This is a genomic window from Roseburia sp. AF15-21, from assembly GCF_003479505.1.
Classification (GTDB): Bacteria; Bacillota; Clostridia; order Lachnospirales; family Lachnospiraceae; genus Roseburia_C; species Roseburia_C amylophila.
In genome coordinates this window covers 13,381-33,516 of the sequence record NZ_QUHG01000008.1, presented here as the reverse complement: position 1 = coordinate 33,516, position 20,136 = coordinate 13,381, and the positions used below count along the sequence as shown (strand labels likewise).

Sequence of the window (20,136 nt, the reverse complement as noted above, 5' to 3'; positions counted from 1 at the left end):
TTCTCTGCTACAATATAACACATCCCCGGTTATCGCACAAGTTCCGTCATTCCGCCTTCTAAAATCAGACGGTTATTTTCATAGATTCCGGCAAACTGACTCATTGGAAGCGGGCTTACCCCCATTCCCACCTCAATGGTATAGCCGGGACGATTGTATTCCTGAATAAACCAGTCTTTGAAACCGGCATAACCAGATGTAGAGGGTGTCTCTTCCACCCGGTATCCGCTGACCTCGCCAAAGTATTCTGCAATTCTTCTGGAATCTGCCGGTTCATAGTCAAGATACCGCCAGTAAATCACTTCTCCCTGGGCATGATATGCCAGAATTAACGAAAAATTATGGGCTCTTGTAAATTCATAGACACTGCGGCTTTCCGGTGCCACAAGGGGAGCCTCTCCCACATAATCTCTTGGTGCCGGTGTTGTAAATCCCATGGCAAATTTAATGTTTCTGGCATTTTCCCAGCCCGCCGGAAATTGCAGATTCAAATCAATTCCTTCTATATTGGCTTTCCATCCATTCGGAAATGGAATCTTCGGATAATCAGCTGCAATGCGCTCTGCCTCTTCTAAGGATGCACCCTCTTCTAATACTCCATTCACTAAATCCACGCCATCCGGGTTTACCATGGGAACAAGATACAGGGAAAATCCATAAAAAAGCCACGCTGCCTGCACAGTATAAAGCATGCGTCCCGCTGCAAATGCATGGGCATATTCTTCCGCAAATTTAAGCAGGACCGGTGTGGTAATCCATTCGTTGGCATGATATGCTCCACTGTAAAAGACTTCCCGCTCTCCTGTTCCAATCCGAAGATAGGGAATTTCCTTTCCCATCGCACTTTTTCCAATATTTCCCTGAACCAAGAAAGGATAGCGTACCGTAAGCCCTTCCAATATCCAGTCATTGAGATAAGAAGTGTAAGCCACATCTTCTGCTACAAGCGAAAAAGAGAATGGAATTGCAAGAATACTTCCGGTCCGCAGTGCCAGCGGATTTACTGTTGGATTGGCTGTCATAATCGCTGATACACTGGTGTCATAATTGGCCGCAATACCCCATAATGTATCACCTGATTTTATTTCATGCATCGTATATCCTTTTAAATAGGGAAAAAGCTTTCCCCACACTACATCATCTATTTTACAGTTAAATTCTTCCCCGCTCTTTTTCCTTAAAAACTGCCGCAATGCCCTGCAGGTATTCTCTCCCAAAATTCCATCTTTCCTTATGTCATATCCCGCACGGTTTAATGCCAGCTGCACATACTGTACCAGCACGGAGCGTTCTCCCGGATTCAATACTTTCATTCTTTCACCTGTTTCCAGTCCTTCTTATCAGTATATGCAGATGTTTTCAAAACGGAACAAAGAATGTACACTGGCACATCCTCGCGGAGCGTTTTTCACTTTACAGGAAAGCAATTTCCTGTAAAGTGAAAAAGCCTTGCAGACTCTGCAAGACTTCTTCTGGTTATGATATATAATACAATTTGTTTGTACCCTACGGAAATGATTTTGTTTTTGGAATTTACATTCCTGCTAACTGTTTGCCTAAGCTTTCGCATGCAGCAACTGCATCGTCATCCGGTGCTTCCTGACAAATCACACCTTCGCCATTTACAACGGTTGCTCCTGCGCTTGTCATACGGTCTACCCAGTCACGCATCCACTGTCCATCGCCCCATCCGTAAGAACCGAATAATGCGATTTTCTTTCCTGCTGCAAAGCCTTCTACTTCTTCAACGAATGGCTCCATCTCGCCTTCTTCTAAGACTTCTGCACCCATTGCAGGACATCCCATTGCAAATACGGAAGAAGCTTTTAATGCATCCATATCAGCTGTACTTACATCAACAACCTCTGCTTCTTTGCCAGCTGCTTCAATTCCTCTTCCAACAGCCTCAGCCATTTCCTGTGTGTTTCCTGACTGTGTCCAATAAACTACCTGAATCTTACTCATTTTTTCTACCTCCTAAACAGCCGCTTTCTGCGGCATGCTGTCATTATAAATACCAATGATGTCCCGCATTCCCACTCCATTGGAGAGAAGCTGGATGATGGTCTCTTTTTCCATATCATAGCGTGCGAAAAGACGTTTCTTTTCCGGAACATGTGCATACACTTTCCAGTAACCCTGATAGAGTGCATTCTGTCCATTCTGTTCCATAAACCCTCTTACATCTTCTACCGGATAGCCAAGCAGCAATCCCATTTCATGAGGAAAGCCAGGTTCTCCGCACATATAACCCTGGTAACGTTTCTGAAACGTACTGAGAATATTTCCGAGCGTAAAGTCCTGATAACCGGACTCCTGCAGCAGCTCTCGTATCTCTTTACGCATCAGATACGCCTCCAACGGTTTCTTCCGAAAAAGAAGGTAACGAGCTTTTTCCCTGGTCCTGAGCAGTAGCAGGAATGAAATTCCGGATTTTCTCAGGCACTGTTTTACCGCATCCTCCATGCCTGTTGAAACGACTAAGAGATTGGATATCTTTACTCCTGCGATCAATGGGGCACATTGTAACGCTAACTGCGTCTCTGCATTGTGTAAATCCATCTGTTGTACAATTTCCAGAATCTCTGTACTCATAGCTTCTTTTCCTTTCGTTCTAGTTAGTTATTTCTAACTTATGTTTATCATAACTAATTGTATTTCTGTTGTCAACACAAAATGTGCATGGTGAGAATTCTTTATCATATTAAGAATTTCAGTTAGTCTGATATGGTTTAGTTTGGCTGGATGGAATGAAAATATACTTGTATAAAAATACCAGCAGTTTCTCTGCAATATTACATTTTCAAGTTCTACTCTACATTCTTCAAAGCTTCGTCCATCGGTATCTTCCGAATCTTCCGAAGGCAGAACAATGCCACTACGAAGTATGCTGTCAGTACCATAAGCAGTATTTTCCAGTAGATGTTCGGGTCATAGTAAATGCTCAGCCAGCCGGAGTAATCACTCATCATTGCCCGGTAGATAACATTGATGGTTTCTGTAGCAATTGCTTCACCCAGGATAACGGATATCACCACAATCCAGGTGGTGGCTGTCAGATATAATTTCCCTATTTCTCGGGTGTTGTAACCCAATATCTTAACCATGGATATGGATGAAGCATTCCGCTCGATAATCAGCTTTGTCATCAGGTAAATAAGGATTGCTGCCAGTGCAACAGAAAATACATTCATCAGATAGAACATGTCGCCCATAGATACATCAAGCTGTCTTGATACCTTGGTGAGGTCATCTTCTGTAATGGTCGTCATGATATAGGCATCCTCAATATCGGTAATCTTCTTATCGGAGAAATATCCATTGAAATAATCCTCCTCTTTGTCAAATACATCCCGATATTCCTCTTCCGGCATAAAAATTGCCACTGCTGCCGGATACTCATAGATTCCAGCCACCTTAAACTTGTATTTCTTATCTCCATAAGTTTCCTTTAACTCAATGGTATCGCCTTCTGCAAGCCGGTATTTTTCTGCATAACTATCCGAAATGTAGACACCTTCTTTTGGGAAATCAATATCAACATAAGCACTGTCTTTTTCAACTCCATAGACGCTGACCTCTTCGCTGCTGAATTCTGTCGGCATTGTCTTTAAACTACCGGCAAGATAAGTCTCTGCGCCATCTGTTTCCGTTGGAACCGGTGCTTTTAATACATACTGATAATCTGCAAGCATGTGGGACAGCACTTCATCCTGATAATGGTCTAAAAGTGGTGACATCATCATGCCGAAAACCAGCAGAATTTCTGCAAAAGCAATACCGATAAATAAAGTCAGGTAGCCCGCACGGTTCTGTAAAATAATACGGATACGGAACCGGTTAAAGAATTTGAAATGCGGCAGTTTTACTGCTTTTTTCCGCTTTCTTCTGCTCAAATCCCTGCGCAGGAAATTCAGTGGTGAAATACGCAGTTTGGAAGAAATCAAAAGCAGATTAATAACAATCATTATGATTGCCGGAATCACCGTTGTCAGGATAAATGCATCCCCATTCCAGATGGTATGGTAGGTCGGCAGACTATAGCTTCCATAGTACAAACCTGCTACCATATTTTTAAATACGGTATAGCCAAGTATATTTCCAATAATTGCTGCTACGATTGTCACCAGTACCGGAAGATGCAGATAATGCCGCAGCAGTTCTCCTCTGGTATAGCCGGATGCACGCAGCGTTCCGATGACTGCCGCTTCTTTTGTAATCGTATTATTGGTGGTAACTGCAAAGACAAATGCCATAATCGCTATCAGGATATATAACAACGTCATTACCATTGTTTTGTCTCCACCCATATCATCTCCCGTAAAATGAATTGCCTGATTGGAAAATGCCGGTATGTATGCTGCTATTGCCGCCTTACTGCCCAGCACTTTCATAAAATCTTCTGCTTTCTCTTTTGCTTCCGTATCATCAGCCGGAGTTTTTTCATATTTCCAGGAATAGCTGTAATGGAGATTTCCGGTACCATAAGCATCAAAGGCATCCTCTGTGGCAATGGCAACGCCAAATTTTATGGCATCAAACATCAGATCCTTGCTATCGGAAAACAGCGCACTGTAATCCGATAATGCCACCAGACCACTGATGGTCTTTTTCTCACCGCCTACTTTAATGGTATCTCCTACTTTTAAGGAATTATTGTCCGCATACATCCGGTCAATTGCAATTTCATCTTCCTGCTGCGGCATTTCTCCATCCATCAGACATACTTTATCCACTTCGTTTCTTGGTTTAAAAATGCGGAGGGTACTGTCTGACTTTCCATTTACCACCTCTTCTTCCAGATAGTAATTCTCATAAATTGTTACGCCTTCTTTTTCCAGTTCTGTAAGCAGGGTATCGTCAGCTTCTTCCATCAGTTCGAAATTACCATCTTCAATATTGTACTTTTCAAAACTCTCATCATAGGCAGTTATCATACTGCTTCCTGCCACCAGAAATCCCGATACAAATCCGATAGTAGCTGTCAGGAACAGGAAAATCACAAGATATTTTCCAAAATCTGTTTTCAATTCCCTTGGAATTCGTTTTCTTAATGGACTCTTCACTTTCATCACCGCCTTTACCAGTCAAGTTCCTGTGCAGGAATCTTCACTTCATTGGTGTAATCCTTTCGAATCTGTCCATCACGCAGCTTAATGACACGGTCTGCCATGTTTTTGATGGCATCATTATGGGTAACCATAATAACGGTATTTCCATATTTCTGATTTACATCCTCAATCAGCTTCAAAATCTCTTTGGATGTATTGTAATCCAGTGCTCCGGTCGGCTCATCACAGAGCAGAATATCCGGGTTCTTTACAATGGCACGGCCAATGGCTGTACGCTGCTGCTGTCCACCAGATAACTGGTTTGGCAGCTTATGACGATGCTCATAAAGTCCCAGTGTCTTAAGCAATTCGTCAATGTCTAATGATTTATCACTCAGATATGCTCCTACCTCGATATTTTCCTTCACATTGAGGTTTGGGATCAGATTATACATCTGAAATACATATCCTAAATGGCGGCGGCGGTAATTCGTCAGTGCCTTTTCGTTCATATCTGCTGTTTTCTCTCCATTGATGGAAATATAGCCGCTGTCTGCACTGTCAATTCCTCCGATAATATTCAAAAGTGTTGATTTACCGGAACCGGACGGTCCTAACAATACGCAAATCTCACCCTTTTCAACAGAGAAATTAATTCCTTTCAAAACTTCTGTTTTTGCCTCTCCCTGTCCAAAACTTTTTTTCAAATCCTGAATCTCCAGAAACATATTCATCCTCCTCTTTCTTTTCTGACTCTTTTTTCAGTTCTTTTATTTTGTTACTCCTGCTTCCCTCTTTCCCAATGTTGTACTATTTCCAACTTCACGTTAGCTATTTGTAACTTTTGTTAGTATAGCCTATCCATTTGGTAAAAGAAAGGCGTTTACTGATTCTTTTTCTCAATAAACGCCTTTATACTATTTCTTTGCAATGTGCAGTGTCCGCATGGAATTTAAAATTGCAATGACAGATACACCTACATCTGCAAATACTGCTTCCCACATATTGGCAATACCAAATGCACCGAGTATCAGCACAATTGCTTTTACGCCAAGTGCAAATACGATATTCTGGTGCACGATGGAAAGTGTCTTTCTTGCAATCTTCACAAGAGATGCAATCTTTCGCACATCATCATCCATAAGAACTACATCTGCAGCTTCGATTGCCGCATCAGAACCCATACTTCCCATTGCAATTCCAATGTCTGCTCTGGTCAGTACCGGTGCATCGTTGATGCCATCACCCACAAATGCAAGTTTATCTTTCTCATGCTGTTCTTTCAGAAGTGCCTCAACTTGACTTACCTTGTCACCCGGCAGTAATTCTGCATGCACTTCATCCAGTCCCAGTTCATCTGCTACTGCCTGTGCTGCTGCCTTACGGTCTCCGGTCAGCATAACGCATTTCTTCACGCCTACCTTCTTCATGCTATGGATAGCTTCTTTTACGCCCTCCTTAATGGAATCGGAAATTACAATGGTTCCGGCAAATACTCCATCTACCGCAACATAAATTACGGTTCCAGCACTGCTGTTTTCGGTATAGGAAATATTCCGGGCTGCCATCATTTTGGCATTTCCAAGCCATACTTCTTTTCCATCTACAAATGTATGAATTCCATGTCCGGCAATTTCTTCTGTTCCATTTACCCGGTTCATATCCAGTTCTTTGCCATAGGCTTCACGCACGGAATTAGCAATTGGATGATTGGAATATCCTTCTACATGGGCTGCAAGCTCTAAGAGTTCCTCTTTACTTCCATTTACCGGAAGTACCTCAGATACCTTGAACTCGCCTTTGGTCAGTGTACCGGTTTTGTCAAATACGATAGTGGTCATCTCAGCCACTGCCTCTAAATAGTTACTTCCTTTTACCAGAACACCTAAGTTAGAAGATGCTCCGATACCACCGAAGAATCCCAATGGGACGGAGATTACAAGGGCACACGGGCAGGAAATAACAAGGAAAATGCAGGCTCTCTGAATCCACTCAGCCCAGCCGCCGCCTAAAATAATCGGTGGCAGGATTGCAAGAATTACTGCTCCAATGGTAACAACCGGAGTGTAATATTTTGCAAATCTGGTGATAAAGTTCTCCACTCTTGCTTTCTTGCTGCTTGCATTCTCCACCAGTTCCAGAATCTTAGATACTGTGGAATCTTCGAATGCTTTTGTTACTTTTACCTTTAAAGTACCGCTTCCATTGACACAGCCGCTGATGATTTCATCACCTTCTGCTGCTCTTCTTGGAACAGATTCTCCGGTCAGTGCCGCGGTATCGACCATGGACTCACCTTCTACTACAATTCCATCCAGCGGAATACGCTCGCCCGGTTTTACCACGATGACAGTGCCGATTTCCACATCATCCGGATCTGCCTGGACTAATTTGCCATCCTCTTCCACATTGGCATATTCCGGACAAATGTCCATCATATCTGCAATGGACTGTCTGGATTTTCCAACTGCATAACCCTGGAAAAGTTCCCCAATCTGATAGAACAGCATAACTGCAACACCTTCGGAATACTCCTGTACTCCAAATGCTCCAAACGTTGCAATCATCATCAGAAAGTTCTCATCAAATACCTGTCCATGACTGATATTCCGGAACGCTTTAAAAATAATATCATAGCCAATCAGAAGATACGGCACAAGATAAATAATAAAAATCAGGACTGGCTGTGTAATCTGTTCTAAGATACCAACGTGTTCCAATACCAGAAGTGCTACAAATAACACACCCGTAACCAGAATACGCTCCAGCATTTTTTTCTGATTCTTTGTCATAAGCTATCTCCTATCGCAGAATCCGGCAGTCCGGTTCTACCTTTGCACAAGTTTTGGCTACTTCATCCATAATTTCTTCAAAACGCTCATCTTCTGCATCGATGGTCATTTTCTGTGTCATGAAGCTTACTACTGCATCATTGACTCCCGGGATTTTCTTGATTGCTTCTTCCATTTTTGCTGCACAGTTTGCACAGTCTAAGTCTTCCAATTTAAATTTTTTCTTCATTATAATATCCTCCTCATTCTTCAATATGTTCTCTGCCCTGGTCGATAATGGTTCTTACATGTTCATCTGCCAGTGAATAAAATACGGATTTACCTTCCCGCCTGCTGCTGACCAGCTTCGCCTGTTTTAAAATCTTAAGCTGATGGGATACTGCTGACTGCGTCATGTTCAACGTCTCTGCCAGATCACACACACATACTTCCGAGCCAAATAATACAAACAGGATCCGGATTCTGGTAGAATCACCAAATACTTTAAAAAGCTCTGCCAGATCATATAATTCATCTTCATCCGGCATCTTCTCCCGTGCCTTCTTAAGAAGCTCTGCATGAATGCAGTTTTCTTCGCAGCATTCTACATCGTTCATTGCCATCTTCTCACCTCCAGGTCGTTTTAACATATGAGCATTTGTTCATATGTTCATAATACGCTTGGGATTTCAAATTGTCAATATGAAGTTGGAAATTTTTATAAAAAATTTTTCTATGATATACTCTTATATCTATATTCAGGCAGGACAGCCTCCTGCCACATACAAAGGAGTATTTATTATGCATGATTTTAACTTTGAAATGAACCAGTATTTAACCTACTGCCGCACCCAGAAACGCCTTGATGGCAAAACCTTAAAAGCATACCGCATCGACCTTACACAGTTTGGTGTCAGCCTTGCGGCTGCTTTTCCTTCTCTCTCCAGCATATCCGAACTTTCTCCCGCCATATTAGAATCCTATATTGCAACTCTTCACGAACAATTCAAACCGAAAACTGTGAAACGAAAGCTTGCCTCCCTCAAAGCCTTTTTCCACTACCTCGACTACCGCGACCGCATTGTCTCCAACCCTTTTAACAAATTGCATATCAAATTCCGGGAACCGGTGATTCTGCCTAAAACCATTCCGCTTCCTACGATTGAACTGCTTTTATCTTCTATCTATCACCAGTACGCCCACGCCGCTACCGATTTCCAGCGTAAAAATGCTCTCCGGGATGCTGCTGTTATCGAGCTGCTCTTCGCCACCGGCATCCGAATCTCTGAGCTGTGTTCCATCACACCGGATGACATCAACCTTTCCAACCGGACTCTGCTTATCTTCGGCAAAGGTTCCAAAGAGCGGCTCCTCCAGATTGGCAATGACGATGTTGTCCACACCCTGCTGGAATACCGGAAATGTTACCTTCCTGATATTAAGCGTACCAACCGCTTCTTCGTCAACCAGGCAGGACGCCCTCTCTCCGACCAGTACGTCCGCCGAACCATCCGTAAATACTGCAGCCTTGCTTCCATTGATATGCACATCACTCCGCATATGTTCCGCCACACCTTCGCCACCAGCCTCTTAGAAGCCGATGTGGATATCCGCTACATCCAGGAAATGCTTGGTCACAGTTCCATCCACATCACGGAAATCTACACCCATGTTTCCACAGCAAAGCAGCGGGACATTCTGATGAACAAGCATCCGAGGAAGGATTTCAGGGTGGGGTAAACTAAAAAAAGGACTGCTAGAATTGGCAATATTGCTTTTCTGGCAGTTCTTTTATTCATATACTTATTCATTCTTTTGTTTTCTTTGTTTCATTCTTGGAAGAAATGTTGTCATTGTTTGTATAACAGGATTTAAATGAACTATAACTGATGGATAATCAAGTATTATCTATTGTTTTTATTAGACCGCAAATTAAATAATGACTGTCAAAGAGTGATTTGCAAGGAATGAAAACAGGTGTAGACAATACTCTGTTGTTATTTATAGGAGAACATTTTATATGGGATTTGCTCAAGATTATTGGAAAGATTTTGAAGAATTATCGATAGATCTTCTAAAATTACTTTTTAAAGAGTATCATTTTAATAAACACATTGAAAAAACCCAAAACAGCAAAGATGGGGGATATGACGGAATAGTTATTATTTCAGACAATGAACATAATGTATATAAAGCGATTTCTGAATCCAAACTCAGAAAATTATCAAGAAAAGATCTACCATTGTCTGATTTCGCTAAAACTTTGATTATTTCTGTTAATCTTTGTGCAGATAAAGTGTACATTTTTACAAATTTACATTTTTCGAATGAGACTGAAAATCGAATCAAAAAATTTTCAAGAGGAACAAATATTGATGTGAAGTTGCTGGGTATAGTTGAGATTGTTAAGTTAATTCCCAAATTAGCAGATGATATACTAAAAAATTATCCAACAGACTTTATTGAAGTATTACAGAATTCTGTAGCTGATCATCCTAAAAAGTTATCATTAAATTCTGAACCCAAAATTAATTTTAAAAAAGAGTTTGAATTATTAGGAACAGAAAGAGAACAACAGTTTGCAGAAACTATAAAAAATATAGATAACAAGACAGGAATATATATTATTTGTGGAAGGCAAGGAAGTGGAAAATCTTTTTTTATAAATAACTTAATATTAAAGTTGAATCCTACAGAATATGAATATATAGATATAGCAAAAATTTCAGATGTAAACACATTTTTTATATATTTATTATCGATTATTTGGCATGTGGATATTTTAACAATTTCTCAATTTTCACCTGAAGATATCAGTAATATAACTGAGTATATTAATGATAATGAAGAAAGAGAAAAATTGAAAAATATTTTGTCCAAAATTCTTGTAAATAATTGCTTAATAGACATGGATGTTGAACTAGTACAATTTTTCTTGTTACAATATTTAGTTAAAATATATACGCCAATGTTGAAACAAAAAAATGTTATTTTGATTTTTCAAAATTTAGAATATGCTTCTTCTCAAATCCGAAATTTTTTGTTGAAATTTATGAAACAATTTTATGATAAAAACATTTTATTGCTATTAGAAATTCGTGACGAACATATCGTTTTGCAAGAATTTTTAAGTAAATGTCAATCTGAAATTAAAATTATAGGTACAACAAAACTTCAGAATTTGTCAAAGATTGATGCCAAAATATATATTAAGAAAAAATATGGAAAACTATTAGATGTTAAAGACAGAGAAAAATTAGTCAATTTATGTCCAGGAGTACCTCTTTATATAGATCAAATAATAGATTTGTTGAAGAGGGATGTTTATGGAAAAGATGTGTTACATAATGACACACTTTTCTATAAATATATGTATGAAAATTGGAAATATACAAAAGGAGTGAACGAAGAATACATAAAAAGGGTATTGAGCGATTGCTGTGATGAAACAAAAATATGTACAATTCTTATTGCATTTATGGATGGTAGCTTAAAACTCGCCGATTTAAGTTATATATTTGAAAACAAAATATGCAGAGAGAAAGTTATAGAAGAATTGGTAAATTCACAATTATTTATTATTGGTTCAAATTCAGTTGAAACATTTCATATTTCTATTTTGGACGCTTTGAGAAGGATAAGTGAATCTGCTTTTAAAAAGTATGCTATAAAAGCTTATAAAAAATTATGGGAAAATATCGACTTGCTTGATGTAATTCCAAAGAGAAAAGAAAAGAAAAAATTTAAGCTGGCACTGGAATTAGATGAAATAGATTATATACACAAGAATTGGAAAGGATTATCTGTAGCTTACATTGCTGATCAAGAGTATGATGTTGTTATTCCAATACTGGAAAAAATATATGAGAAATATTACGAATCATTAGATAACTCCAATAAATATCAATTAGTTATTTACTTGATACAGAGTTATGTATGTATTAATGAGTTTGGAGAAAAAATTGAAATATGTATAGATGAACTTGAGACATTTACGTTATCTGCTGAAGCTAACTGTGAATTTTTATTTTGGAAAGCAAAATATTACCTGGTCAAGGGGGATTATGAAAAAATAACAAAGGAATTGAATAATCACATCAAAGAAGATCCAAGATTATATTATATGTATGCTTTAGGAATTAAACATCTATATGGAATTGATAAATGTATAGAGGAATTAAGTGCTGCACAGATTTTATATCCAGATAATTGGTTGATAAAATATTCTTATTATGATCATAATTTGTCAAAAGTATTTAAAACGGATATTAAACTAGCTTTAGAATATATTCGTCAAATGCATGTATTTACCTCTAAATTACCATTAGAAGATTTTTTTCACTATGAATACAATAAATTAGTTGTTGCATTTTATAACAAGCAATTGAAATCTTCACAGGAGTTAGAATATTTAATGCAAAATTGTTATAAAAATAATTTATCAGTAGAGCAATCGCGAGTGTGCAATTTGTTAGGTCAATTTTATTGGTGTAATAACGATATAAAGAAAGCAATTCATTATTTCGAAATTGGTAAAATGATACAGCATCAAACTGATCATCATACCTATTGGTGGATTTCGAATACTAATCTTGCATTATTATATTTTGAACAGAACAGGTATGATGAATGTTTGCAATCTATAAACTGTATTGTAAATAAATATTGTGAAAACAAATGGAAAAAAATAGTCCGTTTTTTTTCCCAGAAAAATATTATTTCATCGCAATTAATTGATGATAAGGAAATTACTTCGTTTATGCTTATTTTATGGATTGCATATTCCATAGATAAAGAGGAGGGGCATAGAATTATAAAAAACATAAACTTACAAAATTCAACTTCGTTGTATCAAGCCTATTTTGACTTGAACTTTCTTGATAATTTTGTAAATGAAACTCTTAAACAAACAAATTACTTTTTTGAAAGCCATTATATGATTAAATGTTAAAACAATTTGGTAAAATGCATCTGTATAATTTTTGAAAGTTCCGTGATGTTAATGGAATCTTCGATGAACAAAATGTGATCACGGATATATTTTTGCAGCAATATGCAACAAATCCAATAAATAACATTGATGTTTTGTATTTCGTCGTTCAAAAGGGCGAATAAATCTGTAAGATCATAATATTCCAGATATGTATATGCGTAATCAAAACCAATTTCACCATAAAACATGTCGCCAGAAGGTAGTAAATATAATTGCCCATTATAGCGAACAATATGATTTATAACACTTTTTCCGTAATTAATAGAATAATAAGCATCATATTTATATGCTTTTAAAAGTTGGAGAAGATGTTTCACCATCAGAAAAATTTCATTGTCAAAAAGAGCATAATTTTTATCTAGTACGTAATGTAACTCATTTAACATATTAGAAAAAGTGTATGGTTTATGATTTTTTTGAAAGCTGGCATTTATTCGTCGAAAATCTTTTTCCTCATAGATAGGTGTTAACTTTTTTAAGAAAGTCTCACCTTCTTTATATAGAAGAGATAATAATTCCTTCATATTTTCAAAGCATTGCTTTATATTAAGCCTCTCACCAAAAGGCATTATATAGGTAAACAGTTTGTCAGAATACTCTTTGATAGGCAATATATTTTTAAAATGATTTGAATATATACTACATAGATAGAGATCTTTTAGACATATTACTTTTTTAGTATCTGATTCGTTCCAGAGTTGCTGTACATTGAATCGATTAAAATATTGCTTTATTAAAAAAGATTCAGATTTCCAAAGATAACTGTCAGTTGTTCCATATTTTTTTAAATCTGAAGTCAAATGAAATTCTATACGGATGGTATCCGTATCATTTTCTATATCACAGTATGGAAATGTATTTATTAAAAAATTTTTATGTATGCCTTCGGATTCGGGACAATGCAACCTCAGTTTGTTATAAAAGGTACCGTGATATATAGAATCTAGTGTTTGAAAATAATTCCATGTTTTTTCTAGAGAATAAAAGGTATGTTGTGCCTGAATTCCTAACATATTTGATAAATATTCGTTTTTTAAAAAAAAGTTCATAAAATGTGCTAAATGAATAATATCCTTATAGGGAACAATAAATCCATTTAACCAATTAGTAATACTGTCTCTCGAAAATCCGCATGGTGTAGAAATAACCGGAGTGCCCGTTGCAAAAGCTTCTAACATAACGCGCCCACCAGGTTCGAAAGCAGAATGCATTATCATGACACTACATTTAGACAAAATAGTTGCTAATCCCTCTGACGTCGAATAACCCCACCAATAAATTTTATGCTCGTTTTCGTATTTCATAAGTGATGGAACATAAGAAAGTACTGCTTTTCTATAAATAGAAATATCATCGACATTTCCACCGAGTAACCATAAAGGAGGTGTTTTTTCATGATGTTTATTATAAAGAATCTCCCATGCTGACAATATTTCTTTTATACCTTTGTAGTCAGCCATTCTTCCTATATAGCAAAAAGCAGATTTATTCCACCATTCATAAGATTCTAAAGCAGTACTGTCTTTGTAAAGAGTAATAATTTTTGAAAGAGTAATATCTTCGGAAATTTCAAACCGAATATTTTGAAAGCATGGCTCCACTATTCTTCCAATTATATATATTTTTTTGTGACTAATATTATATTCTTTATGCAATATATCTGCCTCTTCTTTTGTAATCACGAGAATAAGTGATGCAAATGTAAAACAGACATCTTCGGCATATCGTTGATATTTCGATCTAGGTGGAAATCCATGATTTATTTTTTCAAAAGAGGTGCTGATAGGATAGTGTATTTGCATACAATTAAATTTTTTGGTGATGATTGTTCCAAGCAGACCAGAAATCCAATAAGTAGAATGAATCAGATTAACAGTATGCATATTTTCTATAATAGAATATATTTGCCCGAGAAGATAATCTTGATGTTCATATAGTAAATCTTGAACATCTACCCATTTCTGAGGAATTCCAATTTCGTAATATGTTATATTGCCAAACAAATGTTTGCAAGAATATCCTTGAGTATCACTAATTTTTGATGTAATAATTGAAAAATTTAAGTCGGAATGATCTTTGAAATGTTGAATTATTTCCATAATTGTACGCTGATGACCGCCATGAATTAAATCATATGGATTTCCAAGTATACATAATATTAAAATATATTTTTTCATCATATATCTCCTTATGTTACTAAATGAAGGATAATACTTGATTATCCACCTATTTGTAGCAACTACCATTCTCTCTTTAAACTATATTTGCCTACTAAATCATCAACTTACATAAGAAATTTTTTATGTAAGTTAGATTTTCATAATTTTTTTGATATGCAAATAAAAGCTTTCCTTATTCTAAGCCTATAGATTTCCTTACCTGCATACACTAACTAGTCTCAAATGGGATTACTGCTGGAGAATTCCAACATATCTGAATTATGTGATATTTGTACTAGCTATCACTTATAACTCATACTCCCATTCATCAAATTACTTTTTCTGTTAATAGATTACTCTCTTTGTCATTTCTTGTCAATTATTTTGTTGGAAATCTTTCTCAAAGGACTGCATTTCCCGGAGCATTTCCTTGTCTACATAGCAGCCGGCTTTCTCATGCTCCGTCAGATTGATGGCACAGTCAAACTGGTCGATGATTCCTTCTATCGACTGTACCATTCCTTTCCAGCCATCTCCCATAGCATCCTGCAGCCGCTTCCAGTCCGTATACATTCTGACCGCTGCATTATTATGCTTTCCTTCTATGGTCGGAAGTGAAATCTGCATATCCTTTTTCAGTACCGTCTTGCCATTTTCATCCGGCTCCGGAAAATCTTCTGACGTTTTGGTTGGAATAATAAATCTGGCTTTTGTCATTTCTACGGATAGAAATCTAAAATATAATTTGTAAATAAGTTTCTGCTCGTCTGTTGCCGGGTGTCCAAGCTGGGCAATCAGAAGCATCCATCTTACCAGGTCAGGGTTGGTAACCGGAATGCTAATTTCCGGTATGTTGCTGTAGTCCGGCTCCGGAACAAATTCCGGTGCTGCTATTGCCGTATTTTCATTTACCACTTTGACTCCACAGGCACCATTCATATAAAAACAGTATCCAAGGAAATTGTAAATTGCCTTATGGGAATCATCGTTTTTAATCTCTCTGATTTCATACCGTTCTTCCGGAAATCTGACTTTAAATATATCCTTATATGCCTTAGTCAGAATCCAGATGTCAGGTGGTGTACACATATATGTGCCATCCTGTCGGTCTACCGTCTGGGAAAAAAGTGCCGGCTCACCTGTGATTTTACTGTATACGCAATAAATAGCAGATGCTTCCAATACCTTTTGAACAAGGGATTTTGCAATTACACCAATCCGCTTTCGGACTTCTTCTTTCTCAGCATCATCCTTTGCCGGAATTACTTTCGTTTTATACCACGCATACAAACGCCATATTTCTGAGCAATCTGTAATGCTTAATTCATCAATTTCTTTCTGTGAAAGTACCAGTTGTTTTGATGATACGTAAGTATCTCCCAAACCGGAAATATAGGCATCATGTACTTCTGCAACTGTTGTGGCTCTTGAATATACCATTGTTCCGCATTTTATCGGATAAGTTCCAGCCTGCTCCAGTTTCAATCCTACCCGGCAGTTTTCTTCTTCACGCACAGCTTTTCCCGGACCAACTTCTATTCCGAGCACTACTGTCACCAGTATTTCTCCATCATCATCCGAAAAATTACTCATGTAGACAGCATCACCTACCTGTATTTTTCCCTTCAGTTCACCTACAACCACGATATCATCTGTATTTCTAAGGCGGAACTTATCCTGTACTTTTAATACACACTTTCTTGCTGCTTCTTTGGAACTATTTTCCACTGCATTATCTTTATTCTTAAAAAGATGTAACTTTTCCCTGATTCCCATTGCAACCGGCTCCTTTTCGTTCTTCTAATTGTTCTGCTGTCTATCTATGATATATTCCAGCATTTTTCTCGCATTAGCTTTTTTCATTTGAAGTTCAAACAGTCTTTCCTTTTTTTCGTTAAAAAACAGATATGCCACATTTCCCGGCATTGCACTAACCCCGGTGATTTGCCCGATTGGGATATTTTTTAGTTTTCTTTCTGCATAGTAAAATACTTCATTTTTCTTTATAAATACTGCCGAATATGTAAAATGCTGACACAAAAATGTTGCAAAACCAAGTTGAACCATACAGCAACAAAAAAGAAATAGAAATAGTGACGCTATTTCTATTGAAAATAACAGAATCACCCATTCCAAAACGCTAATTATATAAAACAGAATTCCAAATATCCATATTATTTTTTTATCCCCTACATAGATAAATGCTTCTGCTTTATTATTTTTCTGCTCTTTCTTACATTCAAGCATAAACTTTAAATCAAAAATTCCTATCACAAATGCTAAAATTATTAATATAATTAAAATATATTTCATGCTATCACCTCATCTGTAAAAACTCTACTACCTTATTTCGTTTTTCTAAAAAAAATCGATATTCCGTTCCATCCCTTTTAACTATGGTCATCTGGTTTGGGAAAATGCCAAACAACTTTTCCTTTCTGACTTCTGCAATATCTTTATATAAAATTTTTATTTTTTCACTATTTGGATATACATATTTTTCGCCAAACAGCAATTCCTTTTCTTTAAAATCAAGAAATCCTTTCTTTTTCCAATTTTCCGCACATAAATTTGCCCATACTATATGATTTAAAAACTGGGTTTCCAATTGCATTTTCCTTTGTTCGCCTTTACTCATATCGCTGGTAATATATTTTCTTGATTTATATTCCTTTGGATCTAATATAACAGTTGTTATGCTCATTGTAGCTATAAAAAACAAAATAGTCGGAAATATTAAGGATATATATTCAACTCCTTTTGTAGCATTCTCCTGACTGCCAAACATTTTCATTATCACGCGTCCACGTGTGCCTAACATATTTTTCATTACACTTGCCAAAAACAATGCTCCAAAACCAAACAATGTAAAAAAATATATCCCTATTTCTTTTATATGCCTATTTTTTATTTCAATCTTTTTCGTTCCAATCAGTGTAGTCAAAATTCCAAGTAATCCTGCTAAAATACAACTGAAAAAACAGATAAATACTCTCTTTTCTCCCATTGCTTCTCCCTGCAATGCAATCTGAATTATTAAAGCCACAGATATAACCCCAGAAATATATGCCGCATACTTTCTGTAGTCATACTCCTTATGCACCATCGCTATCACTCCCCCACATAAGAGAAGAAAAACTACTCCTAATGCCATCTTCAAATTATTTTCTATATCTTTTCCTTTACTAAAAATATCTAATGTAAATATCAGCCACGCCACAAAATATATACAAAGAAGTGTACTACCCCAAATTAATATTTCCTTACTCTTTTTCATCACTGCCTCCACTACTGTATGGAATGATTTGCTCTAATCCAATTCCAATATCTCTTTCACATTTTTACATCTTGCCATTATTTCCTGTGTTATATCATCATTCATTGCATATGAAAATAAATACTCCTTCTTTCGGTCAAAAACATCTGTAAATGCACCATAATCTTTGCGTAACTTTTCAGGTGTCTTTCCAAAAATAGTCCTATGAGGGCAATTATTGCCAGTCATTATGTATCCTATCTTTGAATATTCTATTTTTTCACTAACAAATGCTGTTCCTTCATATCCCGTTACCAGCATATAATCCCTGTTAAAAATGATATAAAAGGATTTATCATATGTTCTTTTTATCACCAGAAGTGCTGGATAATATAATAATGCCAAAAGCCACATCACAATCATTACAACTTTACTTGCAAAAAAAACATAAAATAAAACTCCAAGTACAACAAGTGCTGCTCCTACTGAAATTGCGATTGTTCTGCATGTCCGTTCATTTCTCTTAGTACTTTTCATATAATGAATTTTCTTTCCAGTCACTTTTGCATCTGATTTCACTTCCTCATCATTCTTTTTTCCATAGTTTTTCAGTAACTGATCAATATTAAAAAATGCTGTCTCTAATACTTCTTCATCATCTACATATAATCTTGCTTTATTCGCTTTCTTATGGTCTCTTTCAAAATAAAATTTATTGCCGTATCCCCGTTTTAATAATGTAGAATATGTTATCGTTCCATTCTGGTATATACAAATTTTCTCACTGTAAAACAATTTTTCAAATGCAATCAATATTACCTTCCCTACAATTCCGGCTTTCCATGCATTTAAGACAGCCGGATGTATATTTCCTGTCATAACACACAATATTGCCTGTAGTAAATATATATCAAAGACCGTGCTTATCGTTAAAGTTAATACTACACCACGACCATTTGTTAATATACTTTGGGAAAATTTGTTTTTTATTACTTCTGTTTTCAGATGTATTAAAATTCGTTTTATATTGCACCCTACATTAATTATTAAAATACCAATAATGACTATTCTGCACAGACATTTGCCCCACACCAATTTTTCCGAATTATCAAACAGTTTCCACAGGTTAAATATATCATCTTTCCATGCCCACAAACCTATCATGATACTAAACAAAGCGCATATACTTAGCAGTCTTACATATATTAATACCCAACCAACTACTACTCCCCCGCCTTGGTTAAAATTTGTTCTAACCCCAAATAAATTTGCAAAACACTCTCTAAATAATATTCGAATTCCATATATAAATAGCAAAATAAAAAATAATGTATATATGTATATCATCTTTTCCATTCCTTAACTTTAAAATGAACTATACTCCTGTTCCACATGCAATTTTATATACTCTGTCATTTTCATCAAAATAGAATGATGTTGAATAAATACCATTTTGAACCGCATATTCATTTTCTTCCTCATTACTTAAAGTTTCCTTTAATCCATATGCCAGCATAACTTCTTTTTTTGATGAGCCTACCCCAATTTGCAGTATTCCAAATCGAATATCAGGATCCGTAATTCTAACACTTTCCATATAATTTCCAATAAAGGTATATTCTATATCTTCAAATTTAATATCCTCGCAACTTCCATATAATTTTTCTCTGCTAACAGGGTCACCTTCTTTTTCTAAAATTTCCTGTTTGCTTTGACGGAAAAAACAATTAAAATCGTGTAATCCATATGTACCGTATTTCACTTTAAGAAATATAACTAATACTATAAAAATAAGAATAATAATACCTATAACTGCCTTTGCTCTTCTTTTACTCTTTACCATCTTTTTTCCCCCATTTTATAATAGTAATGTTTCTACTTTTTTGTCAGCCTGTTCATATTTTCT

Annotated in this window: 16 protein-coding genes; 2 read left to right on the top strand and 14 right to left on the bottom strand. The window is 36.4% G+C overall.

Annotation, left to right across the window (positions count from 1 at the left end):
* Nucleotides 1–29: 29 nt before the first annotated feature.
* From DWW33_RS11315 to DWW33_RS11280, 8 genes are all read right to left on the bottom strand, one after another.
* Nucleotides 30–1,313, bottom strand: a complete 1,284-nt coding sequence (locus DWW33_RS11315; protein ID WP_118639553.1) for a M14 family metallopeptidase — start codon at nucleotides 1,311–1,313, stop codon at nucleotides 30–32.
* 220 nt (nucleotides 1,314–1,533) lie between these two features.
* Complete coding sequence (locus tag DWW33_RS11310) at nucleotides 1,534–1,965, bottom strand: flavodoxin (protein ID WP_118639552.1); 432 nt, start codon at nucleotides 1,963–1,965, stop codon at nucleotides 1,534–1,536.
* Between the two features lie 12 nt (nucleotides 1,966–1,977).
* Complete coding sequence (locus DWW33_RS11305) at nucleotides 1,978–2,595, bottom strand: DUF3793 family protein (protein WP_118639551.1); 618 nt, start codon at nucleotides 2,593–2,595, stop codon at nucleotides 1,978–1,980.
* 215 nt (nucleotides 2,596–2,810) lie between these two features.
* Nucleotides 2,811–5,072, bottom strand: coding sequence for an ABC transporter permease (locus DWW33_RS11300; RefSeq protein ID WP_334294611.1), 2,262 nt, complete (start codon nucleotides 5,070–5,072; stop codon nucleotides 2,811–2,813).
* A gap of 8 nt (nucleotides 5,073–5,080) precedes the next feature.
* Complete coding sequence (locus DWW33_RS11295) at nucleotides 5,081–5,779, bottom strand: ABC transporter ATP-binding protein (RefSeq protein ID WP_117698032.1); 699 nt, start codon at nucleotides 5,777–5,779, stop codon at nucleotides 5,081–5,083.
* A gap of 189 nt (nucleotides 5,780–5,968) precedes the next feature.
* Entirely contained in the window at nucleotides 5,969–7,843 is a 1,875-nt protein-coding gene (locus tag DWW33_RS11290; protein ID WP_118639549.1) for a heavy metal translocating P-type ATPase, read from the bottom strand.
* A 10-nt stretch (nucleotides 7,844–7,853) separates the two neighbouring features.
* Nucleotides 7,854–8,072, bottom strand: coding sequence for a cation transporter (locus DWW33_RS11285; RefSeq protein WP_117947447.1), 219 nt, complete (start codon nucleotides 8,070–8,072; stop codon nucleotides 7,854–7,856).
* A gap of 13 nt (nucleotides 8,073–8,085) precedes the next feature.
* Nucleotides 8,086–8,445, bottom strand: a complete 360-nt coding sequence (locus tag DWW33_RS11280) for an ArsR/SmtB family transcription factor (RefSeq protein WP_117698030.1) — start codon at nucleotides 8,443–8,445, stop codon at nucleotides 8,086–8,088.
* A 178-nt stretch (nucleotides 8,446–8,623) separates the two neighbouring features.
* On the opposite strand from DWW33_RS11280, the gene DWW33_RS11275 reads away from it, so the two are divergent.
* Nucleotides 8,624–9,562, top strand: coding sequence for a tyrosine-type recombinase/integrase (locus DWW33_RS11275; protein WP_118639548.1), 939 nt, complete (start codon nucleotides 8,624–8,626; stop codon nucleotides 9,560–9,562).
* A gap of 280 nt (nucleotides 9,563–9,842) precedes the next feature.
* A complete protein-coding gene (locus tag DWW33_RS11270) occupies nucleotides 9,843–12,773 on the top strand; it encodes a hypothetical protein (protein WP_118639547.1) in 2,931 nt (976 codons plus the stop codon).
* Here the strand turns inward: DWW33_RS11270 and DWW33_RS11265 are convergent.
* From DWW33_RS11265 to DWW33_RS11240, 6 genes are all read right to left on the bottom strand, one after another.
* The gene (locus tag DWW33_RS11265; RefSeq protein ID WP_158577487.1) at nucleotides 12,770–14,992 is read right to left on the bottom strand and encodes a glycosyltransferase family 4 protein; all 2,223 of its coding nucleotides are present in this window, start codon (nucleotides 14,990–14,992) and stop codon (nucleotides 12,770–12,772) included. The genes DWW33_RS11270 and DWW33_RS11265 overlap by 4 nt on opposite strands.
* Nucleotides 14,993–15,349: 357 nt before the next feature.
* Entirely contained in the window at nucleotides 15,350–16,750 is a 1,401-nt protein-coding gene (locus DWW33_RS11260) for a hypothetical protein (protein WP_118639545.1), read from the bottom strand.
* A 24-nt stretch (nucleotides 16,751–16,774) separates the two neighbouring features.
* Complete coding sequence (locus tag DWW33_RS11255) at nucleotides 16,775–17,287, bottom strand: hypothetical protein (RefSeq protein WP_118639544.1); 513 nt, start codon at nucleotides 17,285–17,287, stop codon at nucleotides 16,775–16,777.
* A gap of 4 nt (nucleotides 17,288–17,291) precedes the next feature.
* Nucleotides 17,292–18,251: a hypothetical protein gene (locus DWW33_RS11250; RefSeq protein ID WP_118639543.1), complete on the bottom strand. Its 960-nt coding sequence runs from the start codon at nucleotides 18,249–18,251 to the stop codon at nucleotides 17,292–17,294.
* 33 nt (nucleotides 18,252–18,284) lie between these two features.
* The gene (locus DWW33_RS15575) at nucleotides 18,285–19,577 is read right to left on the bottom strand and encodes a hypothetical protein (protein ID WP_147404725.1); all 1,293 of its coding nucleotides are present in this window, start codon (nucleotides 19,575–19,577) and stop codon (nucleotides 18,285–18,287) included.
* 28 nt (nucleotides 19,578–19,605) lie between these two features.
* Nucleotides 19,606–20,073, bottom strand: coding sequence for a hypothetical protein (locus DWW33_RS11240; RefSeq protein WP_118639541.1), 468 nt, complete (start codon nucleotides 20,071–20,073; stop codon nucleotides 19,606–19,608).
* Nucleotides 20,074–20,136: the final 63 nt, after the last annotated feature.